This window comes from Lysinibacillus sp. CTST325 (assembly GCF_054665055.1).
In genome coordinates, this window is record NZ_BAAFHO010000003.1 from 247,772 (window position 1) to 266,199 (window position 18,428).

At 38.3% G+C, this 18,428-nt stretch carries 15 protein-coding genes, 1 other RNA gene and 1 other annotated feature; of the genes, 3 read left to right on the plus strand and 13 right to left on the minus strand.

What is annotated here, in order from left to right; translation table 11 throughout:
* Positions 1-16 precede the first annotated feature (16 nt).
* The 3 genes from ssrS to hisS form a co-directional block, all read right to left on the minus strand.
* Positions 17-216: non-coding RNA, 6S RNA (gene ssrS, locus ACYQ73_RS10985), on the minus strand.
* 139 nt (positions 217-355) lie between these two features.
* Positions 356-2,125, minus strand: a complete 1,770-nt coding sequence (gene aspS / locus ACYQ73_RS10990; protein ID WP_460012534.1) for an aspartate--tRNA ligase — start codon at positions 2,123-2,125, stop codon at positions 356-358.
* Positions 2,126-2,400: 275 nt separating this feature from the next.
* The gene (gene hisS / locus ACYQ73_RS10995; RefSeq protein WP_460012535.1) at positions 2,401-3,666 is read right to left on the minus strand and encodes a histidine--tRNA ligase; all 1,266 of its coding nucleotides are present in this window, start codon (positions 3,664-3,666) and stop codon (positions 2,401-2,403) included.
* A gap of 96 nt (positions 3,667-3,762) precedes the next feature.
* Positions 3,763-4,004 (minus strand) — a binding site (T-box leader).
* A 162-nt stretch (positions 4,005-4,166) separates the two neighbouring features.
* On the opposite strand from hisS, the gene ACYQ73_RS11000 reads away from it, so the two are divergent.
* Positions 4,167-5,759, plus strand: a complete 1,593-nt coding sequence (locus ACYQ73_RS11000) for an N-acetylmuramoyl-L-alanine amidase (protein WP_460012536.1) — start codon at positions 4,167-4,169, stop codon at positions 5,757-5,759.
* A gap of 380 nt (positions 5,760-6,139) precedes the next feature.
* Here the strand turns inward: ACYQ73_RS11000 and ACYQ73_RS11005 are convergent, their stop codons facing one another.
* The 5 genes from ACYQ73_RS11005 to ACYQ73_RS11025 all read right to left on the minus strand — a co-directional run bounded on the left by ACYQ73_RS11005 (position 6,140) and on the right by ACYQ73_RS11025 (position 11,370).
* Complete coding sequence (locus ACYQ73_RS11005) at positions 6,140-6,355, minus strand: DUF2642 domain-containing protein (RefSeq protein ID WP_337989256.1); 216 nt, start codon at positions 6,353-6,355, stop codon at positions 6,140-6,142.
* A gap of 73 nt (positions 6,356-6,428) precedes the next feature.
* Entirely contained in the window at positions 6,429-6,869 is a 441-nt protein-coding gene (dtd, locus tag ACYQ73_RS11010) for a D-aminoacyl-tRNA deacylase (RefSeq protein WP_460012537.1), read from the minus strand.
* Between the two features lie 86 nt (positions 6,870-6,955).
* A complete protein-coding gene (locus tag ACYQ73_RS11015) occupies positions 6,956-9,151 on the minus strand; it encodes a RelA/SpoT family protein (protein WP_460012538.1) in 2,196 nt (731 codons plus the stop codon).
* 215 nt (positions 9,152-9,366) lie between these two features.
* Positions 9,367-10,275, minus strand: a complete 909-nt coding sequence (locus ACYQ73_RS11020; protein ID WP_460012539.1) for a pseudouridine-5'-phosphate glycosidase — start codon at positions 10,273-10,275, stop codon at positions 9,367-9,369.
* Between the two features lie 3 nt (positions 10,276-10,278).
* Positions 10,279-11,370, minus strand: coding sequence for a carbohydrate kinase (locus tag ACYQ73_RS11025; protein WP_460012540.1), 1,092 nt, complete (start codon positions 11,368-11,370; stop codon positions 10,279-10,281).
* Between the two features lie 277 nt (positions 11,371-11,647).
* On the opposite strand from ACYQ73_RS11025, the gene ACYQ73_RS11030 reads away from it, so the two are divergent.
* A complete protein-coding gene (locus tag ACYQ73_RS11030; RefSeq protein WP_460012541.1) occupies positions 11,648-11,974 on the plus strand; it encodes a hypothetical protein in 327 nt (108 codons plus the stop codon).
* A gap of 3 nt (positions 11,975-11,977) precedes the next feature.
* On the opposite strand, the gene ACYQ73_RS11035 is transcribed toward ACYQ73_RS11030, so the two are convergent.
* A complete protein-coding gene (locus ACYQ73_RS11035; RefSeq protein WP_460012542.1) occupies positions 11,978-13,234 on the minus strand; it encodes an MFS transporter in 1,257 nt (418 codons plus the stop codon).
* 233 nt (positions 13,235-13,467) lie between these two features.
* Between ACYQ73_RS11035 and ACYQ73_RS11040 the strand changes: the two genes are divergently transcribed.
* The gene (locus ACYQ73_RS11040; RefSeq protein WP_460012543.1) at positions 13,468-13,914 is read left to right on the plus strand and encodes a MarR family winged helix-turn-helix transcriptional regulator; all 447 of its coding nucleotides are present in this window, start codon (positions 13,468-13,470) and stop codon (positions 13,912-13,914) included.
* 252 nt (positions 13,915-14,166) lie between these two features.
* On the opposite strand, the gene ACYQ73_RS11045 is transcribed toward ACYQ73_RS11040, so the two are convergent.
* The 4 genes from ACYQ73_RS11045 to ACYQ73_RS11060 form a co-directional block, all read right to left on the minus strand.
* A complete protein-coding gene (locus ACYQ73_RS11045) occupies positions 14,167-15,024 on the minus strand; it encodes a PhzF family phenazine biosynthesis protein (protein WP_460012544.1) in 858 nt (285 codons plus the stop codon).
* Positions 15,025-15,233: 209 nt separating this feature from the next.
* On the minus strand, positions 15,234-15,746 hold the full coding sequence (locus tag ACYQ73_RS11050; protein WP_132356963.1) for an adenine phosphoribosyltransferase: 513 nt from the start codon (positions 15,744-15,746) through the stop codon (positions 15,234-15,236).
* A 33-nt stretch (positions 15,747-15,779) separates the two neighbouring features.
* Complete coding sequence (recJ, locus tag ACYQ73_RS11055; protein WP_460012545.1) at positions 15,780-18,098, minus strand: single-stranded-DNA-specific exonuclease RecJ; 2,319 nt, start codon at positions 18,096-18,098, stop codon at positions 15,780-15,782.
* A 92-nt stretch (positions 18,099-18,190) separates the two neighbouring features.
* Positions 18,191-18,418, minus strand: coding sequence for a hypothetical protein (locus ACYQ73_RS11060; protein ID WP_460012546.1), 228 nt, complete (start codon positions 18,416-18,418; stop codon positions 18,191-18,193).
* Positions 18,419-18,428: the final 10 nt, after the last annotated feature.

Consider the following 18,428-nt stretch of genomic DNA (forward strand, 5'->3'; position numbering starts at 1 on the left):
TTATTTACTATGTATGACGAATCCCGATTGTGCCGTTATGCCAAGAAACATTCGTTTTGAACCCGCAATTCGCAGGGGGGTGCCTGCTTTGCAGCTTTAAACGTCCCGCTCCGCGTGGGGCTTGTTTGCGACTACAAAATGAAGGCTCCCGATTCTAAAATGTTCGGTCAAAACTGTTAAGTAGAGCTAGCAATTAAACAAACACTTCAGGATTCGTATTACTGTTATAATAGCATTCTTTGTCTGATAATTCAAACTATTTTCTTTAAAAAAATCTACATTCTTGCGAAAACGCAAAAAATACCTAGATTCTCAACAAATTTCGCTAGAGAATCCAGGTATTTCGTAGTATTAATTATCTTTTAAATGTTTTAATCGCTAAATTTAACTCATTCAATTGCTCTAAAGAAACCTCACTTGGTGCATTCGTTAATAAGCAGCTTGCACTTGCAGTTTTCGGGAATGCAATTGTATCACGTAAGTTAGTGCGGCCAGCAAGTAGCATTACGAAGCGGTCAAGACCAAATGCAAGACCTCCATGTGGTGGTACACCGTATTCAAATGCTTCTAATAAGTAGCCAAATTGAGCTCTTGCTTCTTCTTCTGTGAAACCAAGTAAATTAAACATTTTTTCTTGTAATTCACGTTCATAAATACGTAATGAACCTCCACCAAGCTCATAACCATTTAATACGATATCGTATGCTTGCGCACGGACAGCTGCAGGATCAGTTTCCATTAATGGAATATCTTCGTCAAATGGACGTGTGAATGGATGGTGCGCTGCATAATAGCGACCGTCTTCCTCAGAGTACTCTAATAATGGCCAATCTGTGATCCATAGGAATGCAAATTCTGATTCATCGATTAAGCCTAATTCTTGGCCTAATTTCGTACGAAGTGCTCCTAAAGATGCTGCTACAACAGGCGCCTTATCAGCAACGAATACTAAAATATCGCCCACTTCAGCTTTCATACGCTCGATTAACGCAGCTGCTAAAGCATCGTCAAAGAATTTTGCAATCGGGCCGTTTAAACCTTCTTCCGTTACTTTTAACCAAGCAAGACCTTTTGCTCCATAAATACCAACGAATTTTGTTAGCTCGTCCATGTCTTTACGAGAGTATTTATCTGCTGCACCTTTAATATTGATACTCTTTACTTGCTTACCTTGTGCTACTGTATCAGCAAACACTTTGAAATCACAGCCATCAAAAATATCATTTAAAGCAACTAGCTCTAAGCCGAAACGTACGTCAGGTTTATCTGAGCCGTAACGATCCATTGCTTCTTGATATTTCATACGTTGGAATGGAGCAGGGATATCAATGCCTTTTACTTCTTTCATAACTGCTTGGATTAAGCGTTCGTTCGTTTCAATAATTTCTTCTTGCGTTAAAAAGCTTGTTTCAATATCAACTTGTGTAAACTCTGGCTGACGGTCAGCACGTAAGTCCTCATCACGGAAGCAACGTGCGATTTGGAAGTATTTTTCGAAACCAGACACCATTAATAATTGCTTAAATAGCTGTGGTGATTGTGGTAATGCATAAAATTCACCTTCATGAACACGTGATGGCACTAAATAGTCACGAGCACCTTCTGGAGATGATTTTGTTAAAATTGGCGTTTCTACTTCTAAGAAGCCTTCGTTTTGTAAGAAGTTACGAATTGTACGAGTAACGTCTGAACGCATTTTGAAAGTATCAAACATCACAGGACGACGAAGGTCAAGATAACGATATTTTAAACGTAAATCTTCAGATACGTCAGTGCGATCTTCGATTTGGAATGGTGTTGTTTTTGCCGTATTAATAACGACTAATTTTGTTGCTTCTACTTCAATTTTGCCGTTTGGTACATTTGGGTTGATTTGATCTTCTGCACGAAGGATAACTGTCCCTTCCACTTCGATTACGTACTCACTACGCACTTTATCGGCTAAAGCATGTGCTTCTGCTACATCCGGGCTAAACACAACTTGTGTGATTCCAGTACGGTCACGTAAATCAATGAAAATTAAACCACCTAGGTCGCGGCGACGTTGTACCCACCCTTTTAATACGACTTTTTCGCCTTTTAATGCTTCTGAAAGTTCATTACTAGCATGTGTTCTTGTTGCCATTATTTAATTCCTCCAAAATTTATTTGGCTCATCACCATAACTCAGGGTTGATTTATCCACATGACATATGTTTTCACAAAATGTCATCCCAACTTCGGTGATGAACGCGTTTATTTTACTTATGTAGCATACAGTTCCTACTAAATAGAGAATTGATGCCAAGGAAAATTAGCAGTTCATTAGATGAATTATCTGTCCAAATGACGTAGATATGATTCATTTGGACAGATAATCCTGTATTGATTTATAAACGATTTATGTTTTAACAGTTTCGCTTATTGTTTTAATAGGTAGTTCACTAACTCTGAGAACGCTACTTTTTGTTGTTCACCTGTTTCCATATGTTTAACAGTAGCTACCTGCTCTTCAAGCTCTGTTTCGCCTAAAACAATCGTATATTTCGCACCTAAACGGTCTGCTGATTTCATTTGAGCTTTCATTTTGCGATCTAAATAATCCATCTCTGTAGAAATGCCCTTAGCACGGAAGGTACTTATTAATTCTACCGTTTTTAGCTTCGCTTCTTCGCCCATAGCAATCATATAGACATCGAGTCCTGATGCTGTGTCTAATTCAACACCTTCAGCTTCAAGCGCAAGCAACAAACGCTCAATACTTAATGCGAAACCGATACCTGGTACTTCTGGTCCACCAATTTCTTGTACAAGGCCATTATAGCGACCCCCACCACAAAGTGTAGTAATGGCTCCAAAGCCAGAAGCCGTTGACATAATTTCAAAAGTCGTATGATTGTAATAATCAAGACCTCTTACAAGATTTGGATCGACCTCATACGAAATTCCCAGAGTATCTAAGTACGTTTTAACTTGAGCGAAATATGCTGCTGACTCCTCAGTTAGGAAATCAGTTAATGCAGGTGCAGATTGCATTAATGGGTTCTCGCGGTCTACCTTACAGTCTAAAATACGTAGTGGGTTTTTTTGCAAACGATTTTGGCAGTCTGAACAAAACTCATGAATATGTGGTTCGAAGTGTTGTAGCAGTGCTGTACGGTGTGTATCACGTGTTTCTTTGTCGCCTAGTGAATTAATGACTAATTTTAAATCCTTTAAACCTGCTGATTCATAGACATCCATTGCTAGTGCAATAACTTCTGCATCAATCGCTGGGTCAGCTGAACCAATTGCTTCTACCCCAAATTGAACAAATTGACGGTAGCGCCCTGCTTGTTGACGTTCATAACGGAACATTGGTCCTATATATGAAAGCTTTACTGGTTGATCCGGTGCACCAAACATTTTATGCTCAACATAAGCACGAACTACACCAGCTGTATTCTCCGGACGTAATGTTAACGAACGGCCACCGCGATCTTCAAATGTGTACATTTCTTTTTGAACAACATCTGTTGTTTCACCGACACCACGTGCAAATAAATCTGTTTGCTCAAAAATTGGTGTGCGAATTTCATTGTAGCGATAGACACGACAGATATCACGGATAACCGCTTCTATCTTTTGCCATTTTTCTGATTGACCAGGCAAAATATCTTGTGTCCCTCGTGGCACTTTAAAACTCATAGAAAAACCTCCTTTATTAATTGCTTATGAGCAAGCTGTCTTCTGGACTTCTGTTATTTTTTGTCCACTAAAAAAGCCCTCGCCTCCTTGCGTTATGCAAGGGACGAGAGCTGTACAAGCTTCCGCGGTTCCACCCTAGTTGACGCATCAAATACATGCGTCCTCCTCCTAATCGGATAACGGCCGATTCCGTTTTTTCCTACTAAGCAATACTTTTCAGAAAAAAGCCTCTCAAGTGTTATTCACAATATACATTTTTGTAGGAAAGATTTCAGCCTAGGTCTTTCCCTCTCTTCTCCAATAGAGGTATTTGCTACTTGCTTGGTCATAAGCGGTTAATCATTTTTTGATTACCCTTTATGTTAGTCACAACAAAAGGCAATGTCAACTGTTTTTATTTTTTTTACAATACATTCGATAAAATAACAAATTCCATTACCTTTTTCCCACGAATTCTATTACTAAAGCATGGTAAAATAGCACAAGATAGGAGGAATCTGATGAGGACAAAACTTTTAAATATTAGTATCATCTTCGTGTTAGTGCTAATGATTGCAATTCCAAGTATGAACAATATTCAAAGAGCACTAGCAGACACCAGTGATTTAAAAGTAACTGGAACGATTCTTCATTTACGTGAGGGACCTGGACTGTCTTATCCAATCATTACGACATTAGATGAGGGTGATTCGCTAACTTCTATTAGTCGTGAGGGTGACTGGATTCAAGTAAAAGCAGGCGATTACGAAGGTTGGGTAGCATCTTGGCTAACAGCTTCAATAAACGATAAACAAACGGTTGATCAAACGTTGATTTCACAAGTTGATCGTCTAAATATTCGTACTGAGCCTGACATATCTTCAGCAGTTCTTGGACAATTATCAATAGGCAGCCAAGCTAAACTTATTGAAAAAAATGGCGAATGGGCAAAAATAGATTGGAACGGACTAGTAGGTTGGGTATCTACTGACTATGTTACAATCAATGACCTACCTGAAAAAAAAGCTAAAGCTGAGGCTAAGACTGATGAACCTAAAGTTGAAGTTTCTACAAAAAAAATCAACAAAGATACAACATTTACAGTTTTAGTAGATGCACTTAATGTGCGCCAAAATCCCGACTTAAATGCTAAAAAAATAGGAACAGCTTCAAATGGACAAGCCTTTAAAGTGCTGGCTCAAGAGCATAATTGGGTACAAATTCAATATAACGAAAATAAAGCAGGTTGGGTTTATAGCTTTTATGGTACTTTTTCAAATAATGATAAAACGACATCAAAATCTGCTTCTTCTTCCTCAGAGCTTGAATCTGTCACAATCCTTTATAATGGGACAAACCTACGGACAGATGCAACAACAACTGCTGATGTTGTTGAACGTGTAGATGCTGGTAAAACCTACCCTATTGTAGGCGCAAAAAATGATTTTTATGAAATACAAGTAGATGACAAAACTGCATTTGTGGCGAACTGGGTCGTTACTACTACTTCGTCGGGCAAACCCGCTACTGCTATAAAAAAAGATAAATCTACACCACGCAAGAAAGGCACTTTAAATGGGCTAACTATCGTCGTAGATGCTGGACATGGGGGAAATGATCACGGCACTACCGGACAACGTGGCACAAATGAGAAGGAAATTACATTGAAAACAGCTTCGCTTCTAGCTTCAAAGTTGAGTGCTGCTGGAGCAAATGTTGTCATGACTAGAGAATCAGATGAATATGTTGCACTCCGTAAACGCGTATCAATTGCACACCAGTATGAGGCAGATGCTTTTATCAGTATTCACTATGATGCAACAGACGATAGCTCCATTAATGGCTTCACCTCATATTATATGAACAGTAATCAACAAGGTCTTGCAGAGGCAATAAATAATGGACTTTCCAATAAAATCGATTTAAAGAATCGTGGTACCCAACAAGGAAATTATTTAGTTCTACGAGAAAATCGTCAACAAGCTGCCCTCATTGAGCTAGGATACTTAAGTAATGGTAGTGAGGAACGTGCTATTACAAACGCTAAATTCCGTGAACAAGCTACTCTCGGCATCTACCAAGGTATTTTAAATTACTTTAACGAAGATCAATAAAAATCAATTATACCTCAGCATAATTGCGTTCGGAAAGGAGTGAAACTTGAATAGGTGGGGACTTTCTCATCTCCACTTATTCATAGTCTTCACCAATCGAGCATTAATGTGGGATAAATAAATAAGCTGCAAAGGAAATAAGCATTATACTTCCCTTGCAGCTTTTTTATTATGATCAATTAATTATGAGACTGTTTTAAATGACTCTTTCGTTATAGTAGTCATAAGTTGATAGAAAGTTATGATGTTTGCCGAATGTATTGCAAACGATAGATGTTCATACAAACAGGTCTTAGGTTTCAGTACTCACTGTCTAACACACGCTTAAACGCAAAAGGTCTCCAACTTACATTACATGGATATAGGGGTCCTTTATGCGCTTATTTTTTCATTGTTGCTAGCGTCACCCATACAATTTCTTTCATACTAATGAAAAATGGCGTACGGCTAACCTCTAAAACAATATCGTCAGGTAATACAGAGATTAATTTTCCTTGCTGAATATTTTTCTTAGTTTGCACTACAATTGCCTGACCAATCATCATGTTAAGAGTTTCGTATAAATATGGATTTGATATGCTTCCTACCTGCGTCATCTTTAATACACTTCCTTCCTACAAAACTAACCATACTTTTTAATGTATGAAGGAATCATAGGAAATGTACCATTTATTTAGACTCAAGAAGTATTGTGATAGGGCCATCATTTGTCAGTGCAACATCCATCATTGCACCGAATATTCCTGTTTCCACATGTAAACCGTGTTCACGTAAGGCATTATTAAAAGCCTCCCATAACGGTTCCGCAACTTCTGGTTTTGCTGCACTTGTAAAACTTGGACGATTCCCTTTTTTTGCATCCCCATACAATGTAAATTGCGAGACGGATAAAATAGCCCCTCCATGCTCTAAAATGGAATGATTCATTTTTCCATCAGCATCTTCCCAAAGGCGGAGATTTGCTACTTTTTTCGCTAAATATTCAACATCCTCTTGCGAGTCCCCGTGTGTAATGCCGACCAGAAGAACATAACCGCTATCAATAGCTCCCGTTACTTTTCCGTCTACCGTAACAGAGGCTGCTTTACTACGTTGTAAAACTACTTTCATTTTTTAAAACCTCAATTCTCCTATTGTATGCACCAGAATCTCCATTTTCGGTACATAACAAAGTTGCTACTGCCCAACCATTCCAATTAGTTAATAACACGTTGTACGGAATATATATCAGGTGTTTGCTTAATACGTTCCACTACTTTATGCAAATGCGAAATATTTGAAATCGAAATCGTTAAATGAATCGTTGCCATTTTATCACGGTCTGCACGACCACTCACTGCTAAAATATTCGTTTTCGTTTCGCTAACAATTTGCATGATTTCATTTAAAATCCCTGGTCTATCGAAGGCTGAAACTTCAATATCGACAGGATATTCTTTTTTCTCAGGAGTAAGTCCATGTTCCCATTCAACCTCTATTAAGCGCTCCTGCTCATCATCAACTTGAATATTTGGACAGTCCGCACGGTGCACTGAAACACCTCTACCTTTTGTAATGAAACCTACAATTTCATCTCCTGGAACTGGCGTACAACAACGTGAAAGTCGAATAAGCATATTGTCGATATCTTTTACGATAACACCCGATTCCGTACGTTTTTGTGGAATAGGGTTTTTCATTTTTTGTTCAATTTTCTCTAGCGCTTCTTCCTGTTCACGCTCTTTGCGACGTTTTTCCGCTAGACGATTAACAACTTGCTGAGCTGTAATTCCATTCATGCCAACAGCTGCATACAAATCTTCTTCATTTGTATAGTTGAATTTTTCACATACTCGCTTCAAGTTGTCCGCTGACATTGTTTCTTTCACATCAAAACCTTGTGCACGGATTTCCTTTTCTATCATCTCTTTACCTTTGATGATATTTTCCTCACGAAGATGACGTTTGAAAAACTGCTTTATTTTATTTTTCGCCTGTGAGGATTGGGCTATTTTTAGCCAATCGCGACTCGGACCAAATGATTGCTTAGACGTTAAAATTTCAATAATATCTCCCGTTTTTAACGGTGTATCAAGTGGCACCATTTTACCATTGATTTTTGCGCCAATTGTACGATTCCCAACTTCTGAATGCACACGGTATGCGAAGTCGATAGGTACAGAGCCTGCTGGTAATTCAATGACATCTCCTTCAGGTGTGAATACATAGACCATATCAGAGAATAAATCAAATTTTAAAGATTCCATAAATTCTTCAGCATTAGAAGATTCATTTTGGAATTCCAAAATTTCTCGGAACCATGTTAATTTTTGGTCGACATTTTGTTTTACATGATCAACTTTTTTACCTTCTTTATACGCCCAATGCGCTGCAATCCCGTACTCGGCAATTTTATGCATTTCCTTCGTACGAATTTGAACTTCTAATGGGTCACCATAAGGACCAATTACTGTCGTATGCAGGGATTGATATAGGTTTTGTTTTGGCATCGCAATATAATCTTTAAAACGTCCAGGCATTGGCTTCCATAATGTATGCACAATCCCAAGTACGGCATAGCAATCTTTAATACTATCGACAAGTACACGAATGGCTAATAAATCATAAATCTCGTTGAATTGTTTCTTTTGTAACACCATCTTACGATAAATACTGTAAATATGTTTTGGGCGACCATAAACATCCGCGTCAATTTCAACATCTGTAAGCTGTGACTTCATCTCAGCCATTACATTGTCTAAATATGCCTCACGCTCATCACGTTTTTTCTTCATAAGACTGACAATGCGATAATATTGCTGTGGATTTAAATAACGAAGAGCCGTATCCTCAAGCTCCCATTTAACAGTCGAAATCCCAAGACGATGCGCAAGTGGTGCAAAAATTTCAAGCGTTTCTTTAGAAATACGGCGTTGTTTTTCGGCTGGTAAATGCTTTAACGTGCGCATATTATGGAGGCGGTCTGCCAGTTTAATTAAAATGACACGAATATCCTGCGCCATAGCTACAAACATTTTTCGATGATTTTCTGCTTGTTGCGCCTCTTTAGATAAATATTTAATTTTCCCTAGCTTTGTTACACCGTCAACAAGCATCGCAACCTCTTCGCCGAATTCACGAACCAAATCGTCACGCGTAAAATCCGTATCCTCTACAACATCATGTAAAAAACCAGCCGCAACTGTTTCAGGATCCATTTGCAATTCAGCTAAAATACCAGCTACTTGCACAGGATGAATAATATACGGTTCACCCGAGCTTCGGAATTGCTCGATATGGGCATCCCTTGCTAATTCATATGCTTTTTTCACGAATGCGACATTTTCCGCATTCATGTAGGATTTGACTAACTCAAAAACGTCCTCGGGAGTCAAAATTTGCTCTTTCGCCATAACATGTCCACCTTGCTCGTCAAATTTTTCAGATTAGATATAAACTTAATTGTATAAAATTTTATGGGCTATTGTAAAGTAACTGTGTCATTTTGTTTAGTTATTCTCGTGAACAATGTGAGAAATAGAAAAAATATTCTCGGAAATGAATAAAAAGACCCTTTGCGAATGCAATATTCGCATAGAGTCTCTCTTCTTGTATCATAGTTGTTAGCTTATTTATTATACGCTACCGCAATTTTTGTACCAACTACTGCATTATTTTTTACTAATGCAATATTGGCAACAAGGCTTTTACCTTCTGTTAATTCTTTAACTTTTCCAAGTAAGAATGGTGTCACGTTTTTACCTTGAATACCGTTTTCTTCTGCTTCTACTAAAGCTTTTTCAATGATTTCAGTAATGAATGAATGCTCAAGCGCTTCAGACTCTGGAATTGGGTTAGCAATGACAGCTCCGCCTTTTAAGCCTAATTGCCATTTTGCACGTAGCATTTCTGCCACTTCCTCTGGTGTATCAATCTGGAAGTTTACATCAAAACCACTTTGACGTGTATAGAATGCTGGTAGCTCATCTGTACCATATCCAACAACTGGTACACCTTTTGTTTCAAGATATTCTAAAGTTAAGCCAATATCTAAAATAGACTTAGCACCCGCACAAATTACAGCAACATTTGTTTGTGCTAATTCTTCTAAATCTGCTGAAATATCCATTGTTGTTTCAGCACCACGGTGTACGCCGCCAATACCGCCAGTTACAAAAATTTCAATACCAGCTAGCTCCGCACAAATCATTGTTGCAGCTACAGTTGTAGCTCCTAATTTTTTTGATGCTAAAAGATAGCCTAAGTCGCGACGAGATGCTTTTGCGACACCTTGTGCATTGCCGAACATTTCAAGTTCTTCATCAGATAAACCAATTTTAATTTTACCGTCGATTAATGCAATTGTTGCTGGTACTCCACCATTATCACGAACAATTTGTTCCACTTCACGTGCTGTTTGTACATTTTGTGGATATGGCATTCCGTGAGAAATAATTGTTGATTCTAATGCTACGATTGGTAAGCCTTTTGCTTGTCCTGCTTTTACTTCTTCTGATAATACGATAAATTCTTTCATGTGTTATTCCTCCATTTCACTGTTTAACAAATCAACTGATAGCTCAGGTCTTACTGTATATGGGGATGCAAGCGTATTTTTGGCATTCGTTAAACCTGCATCAATACATGTTGCAAAGGATTGCCCCGTAAGCCAGCTATGGATTACAGCACTGACAAAGGCGTCTCCTGCACCTGTTACATCTTCAATTTTTTCAATAGCTTTAGCCGCGTAATGACTTGGCTTCGTTGTAGTGGAAGCTGCATACACACCCTTGCTACCCGCAGTAATAATTACCTGGTCAGCACCTAATGTAAGAAGTTGCTGTAAAGCCTTTTCATAATGCACAGAGTTTTCGATTTTATGACCAACAATCGTCTCTGCTTCATCTGTGTTACAAATAAACCATGTTACACCTTGCAACGTATCGGGTAATCGATTCATTTTTGGTGAAGATACCGGTACGATGACAAACGGAATGTCACGGGCAATTGCAACCTGCTGTATGTAAGCCACTGTTTCCTTTGGACAGTTTAAGTCCATAATAAAGCAGCCCGCATTCATGAGCATTGCCTCATGTTTTTTTAGCAAACTTGGCAATAAAAGATCATATACTTCCATATTTGCTACTGCTAGTGCTAGCTCGCCCCGCTCATCCATAACCGCAGTATAGGAACCAGTCGCAGCGTCTGGTAACTGCTCTACATAACGTAAATTCATAAATGGCTCTGAAGCTTCTTGGATCACTTGCCAATCAGCATCTTTGCCGGCGGTAGTTAGCAATGTTACTTGATGATTTAATCTGCCTAAGTTTTCAGCAATGTTTCGTCCAACACCACCTACACTAAATGAAGAGCTTGCAGGATTGGATGTACCGAACTGGACATTCCCCTTCACATGAAATTTTCGGTCAAGATTGGCTCCGCCGATACAAATGATTTCATTTTCCTCAGGCAAAATATACGCACGGCCTACAATTTTCCCCTGCTTCGTTAAGCTCGACACTAAATTAGCAAGGACTGGTCGTGATAGATTCATCTTATCGGCCATCTCTTGTTGAGACATAAACGGATTCTGGCGAATTAATGCAAGGACCGCCTGTTCTCTTTCATTCATAGCATCACCTTTTATTATATTTGTTTACATTATAAACTTTTGTTTGATTGATGTCAAAAAAATTTTTAATAAAAAAAGTTGAAGCCCATATGATACTGGCTTCAACTTTTTTTGTGATAACTATTGCTTCAATGAAATTAAGGTGTCGTGTTAAATCAGTATAGCTTTTCGGTATAAAGAGGGGTGCGATAGCGCAGTGTAACGTAGCGACAGCAACCAATGTTTTTTTGCGTGAAAGCGATAGCGGCGGAAATCGGGTTTTTGCGGCGTTCCTTGCTTGGTTGGCGGCGCAATTTTATGTTTTAGCGGCGTTCTCCCTTTGGTTAGCGGCGCAACTCTCTCTTTTAGCGGCGTTCTCCTTTGGTTAGCGGCGCAATTCTCTCTTTTAGCGGCGTTCTCCCTTTACTTAGCGGCGCAACTCTCTCTTTTAGCGGCGCAACTCTCTCTTTTAGCAGCGTTCTCCCTTTTGGTTAGCGGCGAATTCCAATATAAGCTAGGCAAATTTTTTCTGTGCGAAAGCGAAGCAATTGTGAAATCGCTGATAAAATTTCGAGAACCGACGATAGCATCAAGAATCGCACCAACAGGAAAGGAATTAACCTAGTTATCAAGTATTAGCATGATGAGGTGTTTGTTTTTTCACGATGATGACAAATAAACTTGCCAATGCACAGAACATCCCAGCAAGGAAAAAGGCCCAAGTATATGAATTGAAAAACTTATAGATGAGGCCTCCACCATAGGCAGCAACTGCTGCTCCTGCTTGATGTGATGCGAAAATCCACCCATAAATAACGCCACTTTTATTTGCACCAAAAATTTGTCTAGAAATACTAATCGTTGGGGGTACTGTAGCAATCCAATCTAATCCATAAAATATTGTAAAGATTGTCAGTAAAGTGAGCGACCCTTGCATTAATGCATACGGAAGTAAAAGCAGAGACGTTCCTCTTAAAAGGTAATACCAAAACAATAACCATCGATTATCAAAACGATCAGACAGCCACCCGGATAAAGTAGTACCTACAAGATTAAACACTCCCATAAAAGAAAGAAAGGATGCAGCGGTTACTAAAGGGACACCAAAGCTAATACAGTATGAAACAAAATGAGTACCAACTAGCCCACTAGTTGAAAGTCCACAAATAAAAAAACTTCCCGCTAATAACCAAAATTCTTTCTTCTTTATTGCCTCAAATAAACCATCAAAAGCAATACTAATCGGATTTTTCTTATGATTCTCTTGTTGCATTTCTAAATCTTCTTCCATTCCATAAGGAAGAATCCCAATATCCTGTGGTTTATTTTTAATAAATATTGAAATAGTGATGAACATAACAATACTTAGAAAGAGAATTAATCCAATCGCCCATCGCCAAGAATAATGTTCAATAATAATCGCCAATATAGGGAGGAGAATTAGCTGCCCTGTTGCAGTACTAGCCGTTAATATCCCTACTGCCAATCCTCTACTTTTCACAAACCAATGATTGGCTACATACGGACTTAACACCGTTAAAAAAAGACTTGCTCCTAAACCAATAATACCGCCCCATATAACGATTAACTGCCATGATTGAGTCATGAAAAGCGTAAGCATCATGCCCATGAATAATGTAGCCATCGCACCTAGCATCATTTTCTTTAAACCTACTATTTCTAGTAATGCTGCCATAAACGGACCCGAAAAACCATATAAAAATAGACTCACCGCAAAAGCTAAGGCAATTAAAGATCGATCCCAATTAAATTCTTTTTCAAAGGAGTCTATAAATACCCCTGATGATGACATTGTAATCCCTGCAACAATAATTGAGAAAAAGGTTACGACTAAAATAAACCAGCTATAATGAATACGCTTCATCTTGACACCTTCATTTCTTGAAAGATTTTTTAAATACTCTTTAATAAAAAAGATTACAACTCGATATATGTATATGCATATATTATCGGGGTAAATGTCTTTCAAAAACATGTATATACATATATAATCTTAGTAATCGGTTTTATTACTGTCAAGAAACATTTTCCAACTTAACAAAATAAATCAATAGGGATACTATAATATTGAACCAACTCGAAAAGGAGTGCGGAGCAATGAAGAATATAGATTACACACAAATATGTGTATGTGCAAACCTTCGAAAAAAAACACGAGTCGTGACACAATTGTATGATAAATTACTACAGCCCACTGGTTTAAAAGTTACACAATACTCAATGCTAGCAAATATCGATCATCAACAATCAGTTTCCATAAGTCGACTAGGTGAAATTTTGTTGCTCGATCAAACAACCATTACGCGCAATATTAACTTGTTAAAGCAAAATGGCTATGTGGATTTAACAAGAGATTCACAAGATGCTCGAACAAAAATCATTACATTAACTGATAAAGGGCTTGAAAAATTAAACGAGGCTGCTCCAATTTGGCAAGATATCCAAGAAAGAATTATCAATGATATCGGCTTAGAAAAATACAATGATTTTTATGAAACATTGAAAACTATGCAAAAAATAATTCAATCTTATAATGAAGAATAAATAAACGGACCTAAACAAAAAAATCCATTTTGAACATGATTGATCAAAATGGATTCTTAAAGTTGTTCTAGAGCTATTATGCCGATGAAATTAAGGTGTCATATTAAATAAAATATGGCTCTGATTTCGCACAAAAATCACTTGTTGCTGCCGCTACGTTTATTTATACATATTTTTATTATAAATTAGAGTGATATGCCAGAAGATGCACACTAAGTGAAACCGTTGTTTTGCCGAAGTAAAGAAGTCACCCTAGCATAGTTCCCCTTTTGACAAGATAATTGCTTGCCCACCTACCATAACTCTTGGATTATTTTTATTTATTAATTTTGTAAAGATATTAGAAGGTCTGCCCATACTATGCCCTTGGAGGAACGAGTACTCTTGATCAAATTCATTTAGTATGTGGTTATGAAAAAGATAATAAGTTAATGCCCCATTTGAAGTACCTGTTGCAGCTTCCTCATCAATGCCATAGAGTGGGCAAAAGTTTCTACTCTCTGCTATCCCTTCTTCTGTATCGAGCGTAAATGCATGAACGCCCCCCACTTTATTGATCTTTGAAAATTCAGCAAGTGCTTTAAAATCAGGATTTAAAGCATACAAATCATTCTTTGTTTTTATTGGAAGCATTATATCCCAAAGACCAGTGCTCGCTGCTTGAGGTACTAGATTGAAATTTATATCTCCTATTTGGCTTTTATCAATTTTGAAAAGGCTAGACAACCGATCATAATCATCGAATATTTTTCCTAACTGAGGTTCAGCTTGCTCCATCATTATAAATGATTGATTCACTTCAACAGCAAGTGTGCCTGCGAGTGTGTTCATAAAATATGTATTATTATCTTCAATAGCACAACTGTCTAATAATGCCTTAAAGGATGCAATAGTAGCATGTCCACAAAGTTCAACCTGTGTAGTCGGTGTAAAAAACTTTATGTCAAAATTTTTATTGTCTATTTTTTTAATAAATGCTGTTTCTGAAAAATGAACTTCTGCAGCAAATTTCTGCATAAACTCTTCATCTAAATTTTCATAAATTACTACACCTGCTGGATTACCACCAAATTTTGTTTCAGTAAAAGCATCAATTACATAATATGACAAAGCCAACTCCCCCTTACTCTTGAATTTAAAATGTTTTTAATACTTACTATATCGATTAATCTCTTTATAAATAAAAAACGCCACAAAAATGTGACGCTTTTCATATTATTGTATGACTCTTCTGCAAAACGAGAGGCTGATTTCCGTTCCGGCTGGGCGCTTTCCCGGAGAAGGAGTCTAGTCTTCACTCCAGTCAACCAAATCATTAATTAATATTCAATAAGTGTTTTTATGTTTAAGTCGCCAAGTTTTGCACGACCATTCAGCTCTTTTAACTCGATTAGGAATGCACAGCCAACAACTTGACCACCTAATTGTTCAACTAAACGCACTGTCGCTTCAACTGTACCACCAGTCGCAAGTAAATCATCACAGATTAATACTTTTTGACCTGGTTTAATCGCATCTTTGTGCATTGTTAGCGTATCTTTACCGTACTCAAGACCGTAGTCAGCACTAATGACTTCACGTGGTAATTTTCCTGGTTTACGAACAGGCGCAAAACCAATTTCAAGTGCATAAGCAACTGGACATCCGATTATGAAGCCACGAGCCTCAGGACCTACCACAATTTCAGCACCTAATTCTTTTGCGTAACTTACGATTTGGTCTGTTGCATACTTGTATGCAGCACCGTTATCCATAATTGTTGTAATATCTTTGAAGCTAATGCCCTCTTTCGGCCAGTTTTCAACCGTTGTTACGTATTGCTTTAAATCCATGTTATTGTTCCTCCTACGAAACTTATTCGTATATTAATGTAATCGTTCATCAAACCATTGTTTTAATTCTATATAAGGGGCATATACTAGCTTCTGCTCCATTTCAATCTGTTCTGAACGCTGTTTGTAAGACGGTGCCTCTGTAAGTGCCTGTTTTGGTGCATTCACGTTGACAGTCGTCAGTCCACTCTCCATTTTAACAAAATCAAGCTCAAAAAACACCTGTGTCATAAATTTTAATGCATCTAACGGCCAACCTGTATGCTTAGCTAATTCAGCTAAATGCATATTTAATGGGAAAGCAGGACGATTTTTCAAAAACTTATAATACCAGGAGAATTGCTCACGTGTAGGCAATCCATTGAAATACTGAGAATCAGGCATGTAAAAGTGTGCATATATACGAGAAGGCGCTGTTTTTCGTAAGACATTTTCTAACATTTGAACATTTTGTGGCAAATCCAATAGCACGATATAATTGCTTTGTTCTACATTCGAAAGCGTAGGGTCCACTGCTAGGATTGGTACACCAATTAGCGACTCGTAATAGGTAATCGTCTCTGGACGGAAGGCGATAAATGTTGCCTCCTCTTTTGGGACCGTATTTAACCAACGTGATGTTTGGCGAATACCACGAATATCAAATAATTGCCATTCTGTCGTTTGGACATCCTCTATCATAAATTGAGCTTTTTTACGCCCTTGCCATTCGTTAATTTGTAAATCCCCAGTAAATGATACTTTTATTCCATATGTTAACTCGTCGTGTAAATGTCCTTTATTGAATCCGACACTATCCAATTTTTCATAGCCATCCGTCAATTCCATTTTTATATGATTTTCTGCTGCTCCAATTTTCCGCATGGAGGATATTTCCACATCTTCGAGCACATAAACAGGCTTCGGAAAATCCGTACCATATGGACCAAGCGTTGAAATCTCTTCAATAGCATCTGCTGAAATTTCATCCATTTTTAGTGGTATATCAATATTGAGTACAGGTGTCAATTGTTCTTCTGATAAACATTCCCTTGCTTGAGCATCTAAGCGTGATCTTAATTCATCTACATGCTCAATAGATAATGTCATCCCCGCCGCCATAGGATGCCCACCAAAATGAGGTAATATATCTCGATTTTTCGCTAGTTCATTAAATAAATGGAAGCCTTCAATACTACGAGCTGAACCTTTAGCTGTCCCTTTTTCATAGTCAAGTGACAGTACAATTGTAGGACGATAATAGAGCTCTACAAGACGGGACGCGACAATCCCTACTACTCCAGCATTCCAGCCTTCTCCAGCAATAACTAAAACGAGTGAATCCCCGATTTTTTTATCTGATTCAATGAGAGCAACGGCCTCATCTGTAATACTCTTTACAATATCTTTGCGTTCACTATTACACGCATTAAGTTGTTTCGCTAATGCTATTGCTTTAGCATTATCTTCAGCCATTAATAACTCTACACCTGGTGCGGCTTCCCCCAGACGACCAACTGCATTTAAGCGCGGTCCAAAATAAAAACCGATTGTTTCCTCGCTAATTTTTGCTTGTTCTGCACTGGCTACTTCACACATTGCTTGTACCCAAGGGCTGAGTGAGCGGCGCATTTCTTCTATTCCTCGTTTTACTAAGTAGCGGTTTTCATCAACTAGTGGTACTAAATCCGCTACCGTTCCAACAGCTACATATTCAATTAAATGCGTTGGCAGTTCTCCATATAGAGCATGTGCTAACTTAAAAGCTACCCCCACACCTGCAAGCTCACCAAATGGATAATGTCCTTCTGGTATACGAGGATGTAATATAATATCTGCTGGTGGTAATTCATCGCCTGGTTCATGGTGATCTGTAACGATAACATCCATACCTAGTTCCTTCGCGATACGAATCGGTTCCATGCCTGAAATACCATTATCAACTGTTATAATTAGCTGAACACCCTCGTCATGTGCTTCACGAAATAGCGCCTCATTCGGTCCATAGCCATGAATAAAACGATTCGGTATTTTAAACGATACACCGGCACCGATATCAAGCAACACATTAAGCATTACTGTCGTACTAGTGACTCCATCGGCGTCGTAATCGCCATATACTAGGATTTTCTCTCCGTTTTCAAGCGCTTGCTCAATACGTGCTACAGCTTCTGCCATACCATGCATTAAAAACGGGTCATGAATACTTGCTTCTGTCATATTTAATAAACTCTCTGCGTCAGCAGTTGTTTCGCAACCTCGTGCTGCTAAAATTTTCGCTGCAATCGCAGAAAGTTGTAGGTCATTTTGTAATGTTTGGACAAGCTTAGCGTCTGGGCGCTCTACCTGCCATCTCTTTTTCGATAGAATCATTTTTTCACTTCCTTACGTAGGCTATTATACAGAAAATCTAGCCTATCCGCACTATTTGTCAGAATGATAGTTTTATCCATTAAATCGTCATTTCAATCCGTCAGTTTTACTAAACTACCCGAGGAATAGAAGTCAGAGCGATGGATAGAACCAGCCAAGTGATGGAAAGAGATCAGAGTGACGGATAGAAGAGTCAAAGTCGTGGATAGACCGGCAAAATCATGGATAGAAGAGCCGAAGTCGTGGATAGAACCCAAAGTCGTGGATAGAACCGGTAAAGTCATGGATAGAACCGGCAAATCCTTGGATACCAGTCTCAAAAGAAAAAAG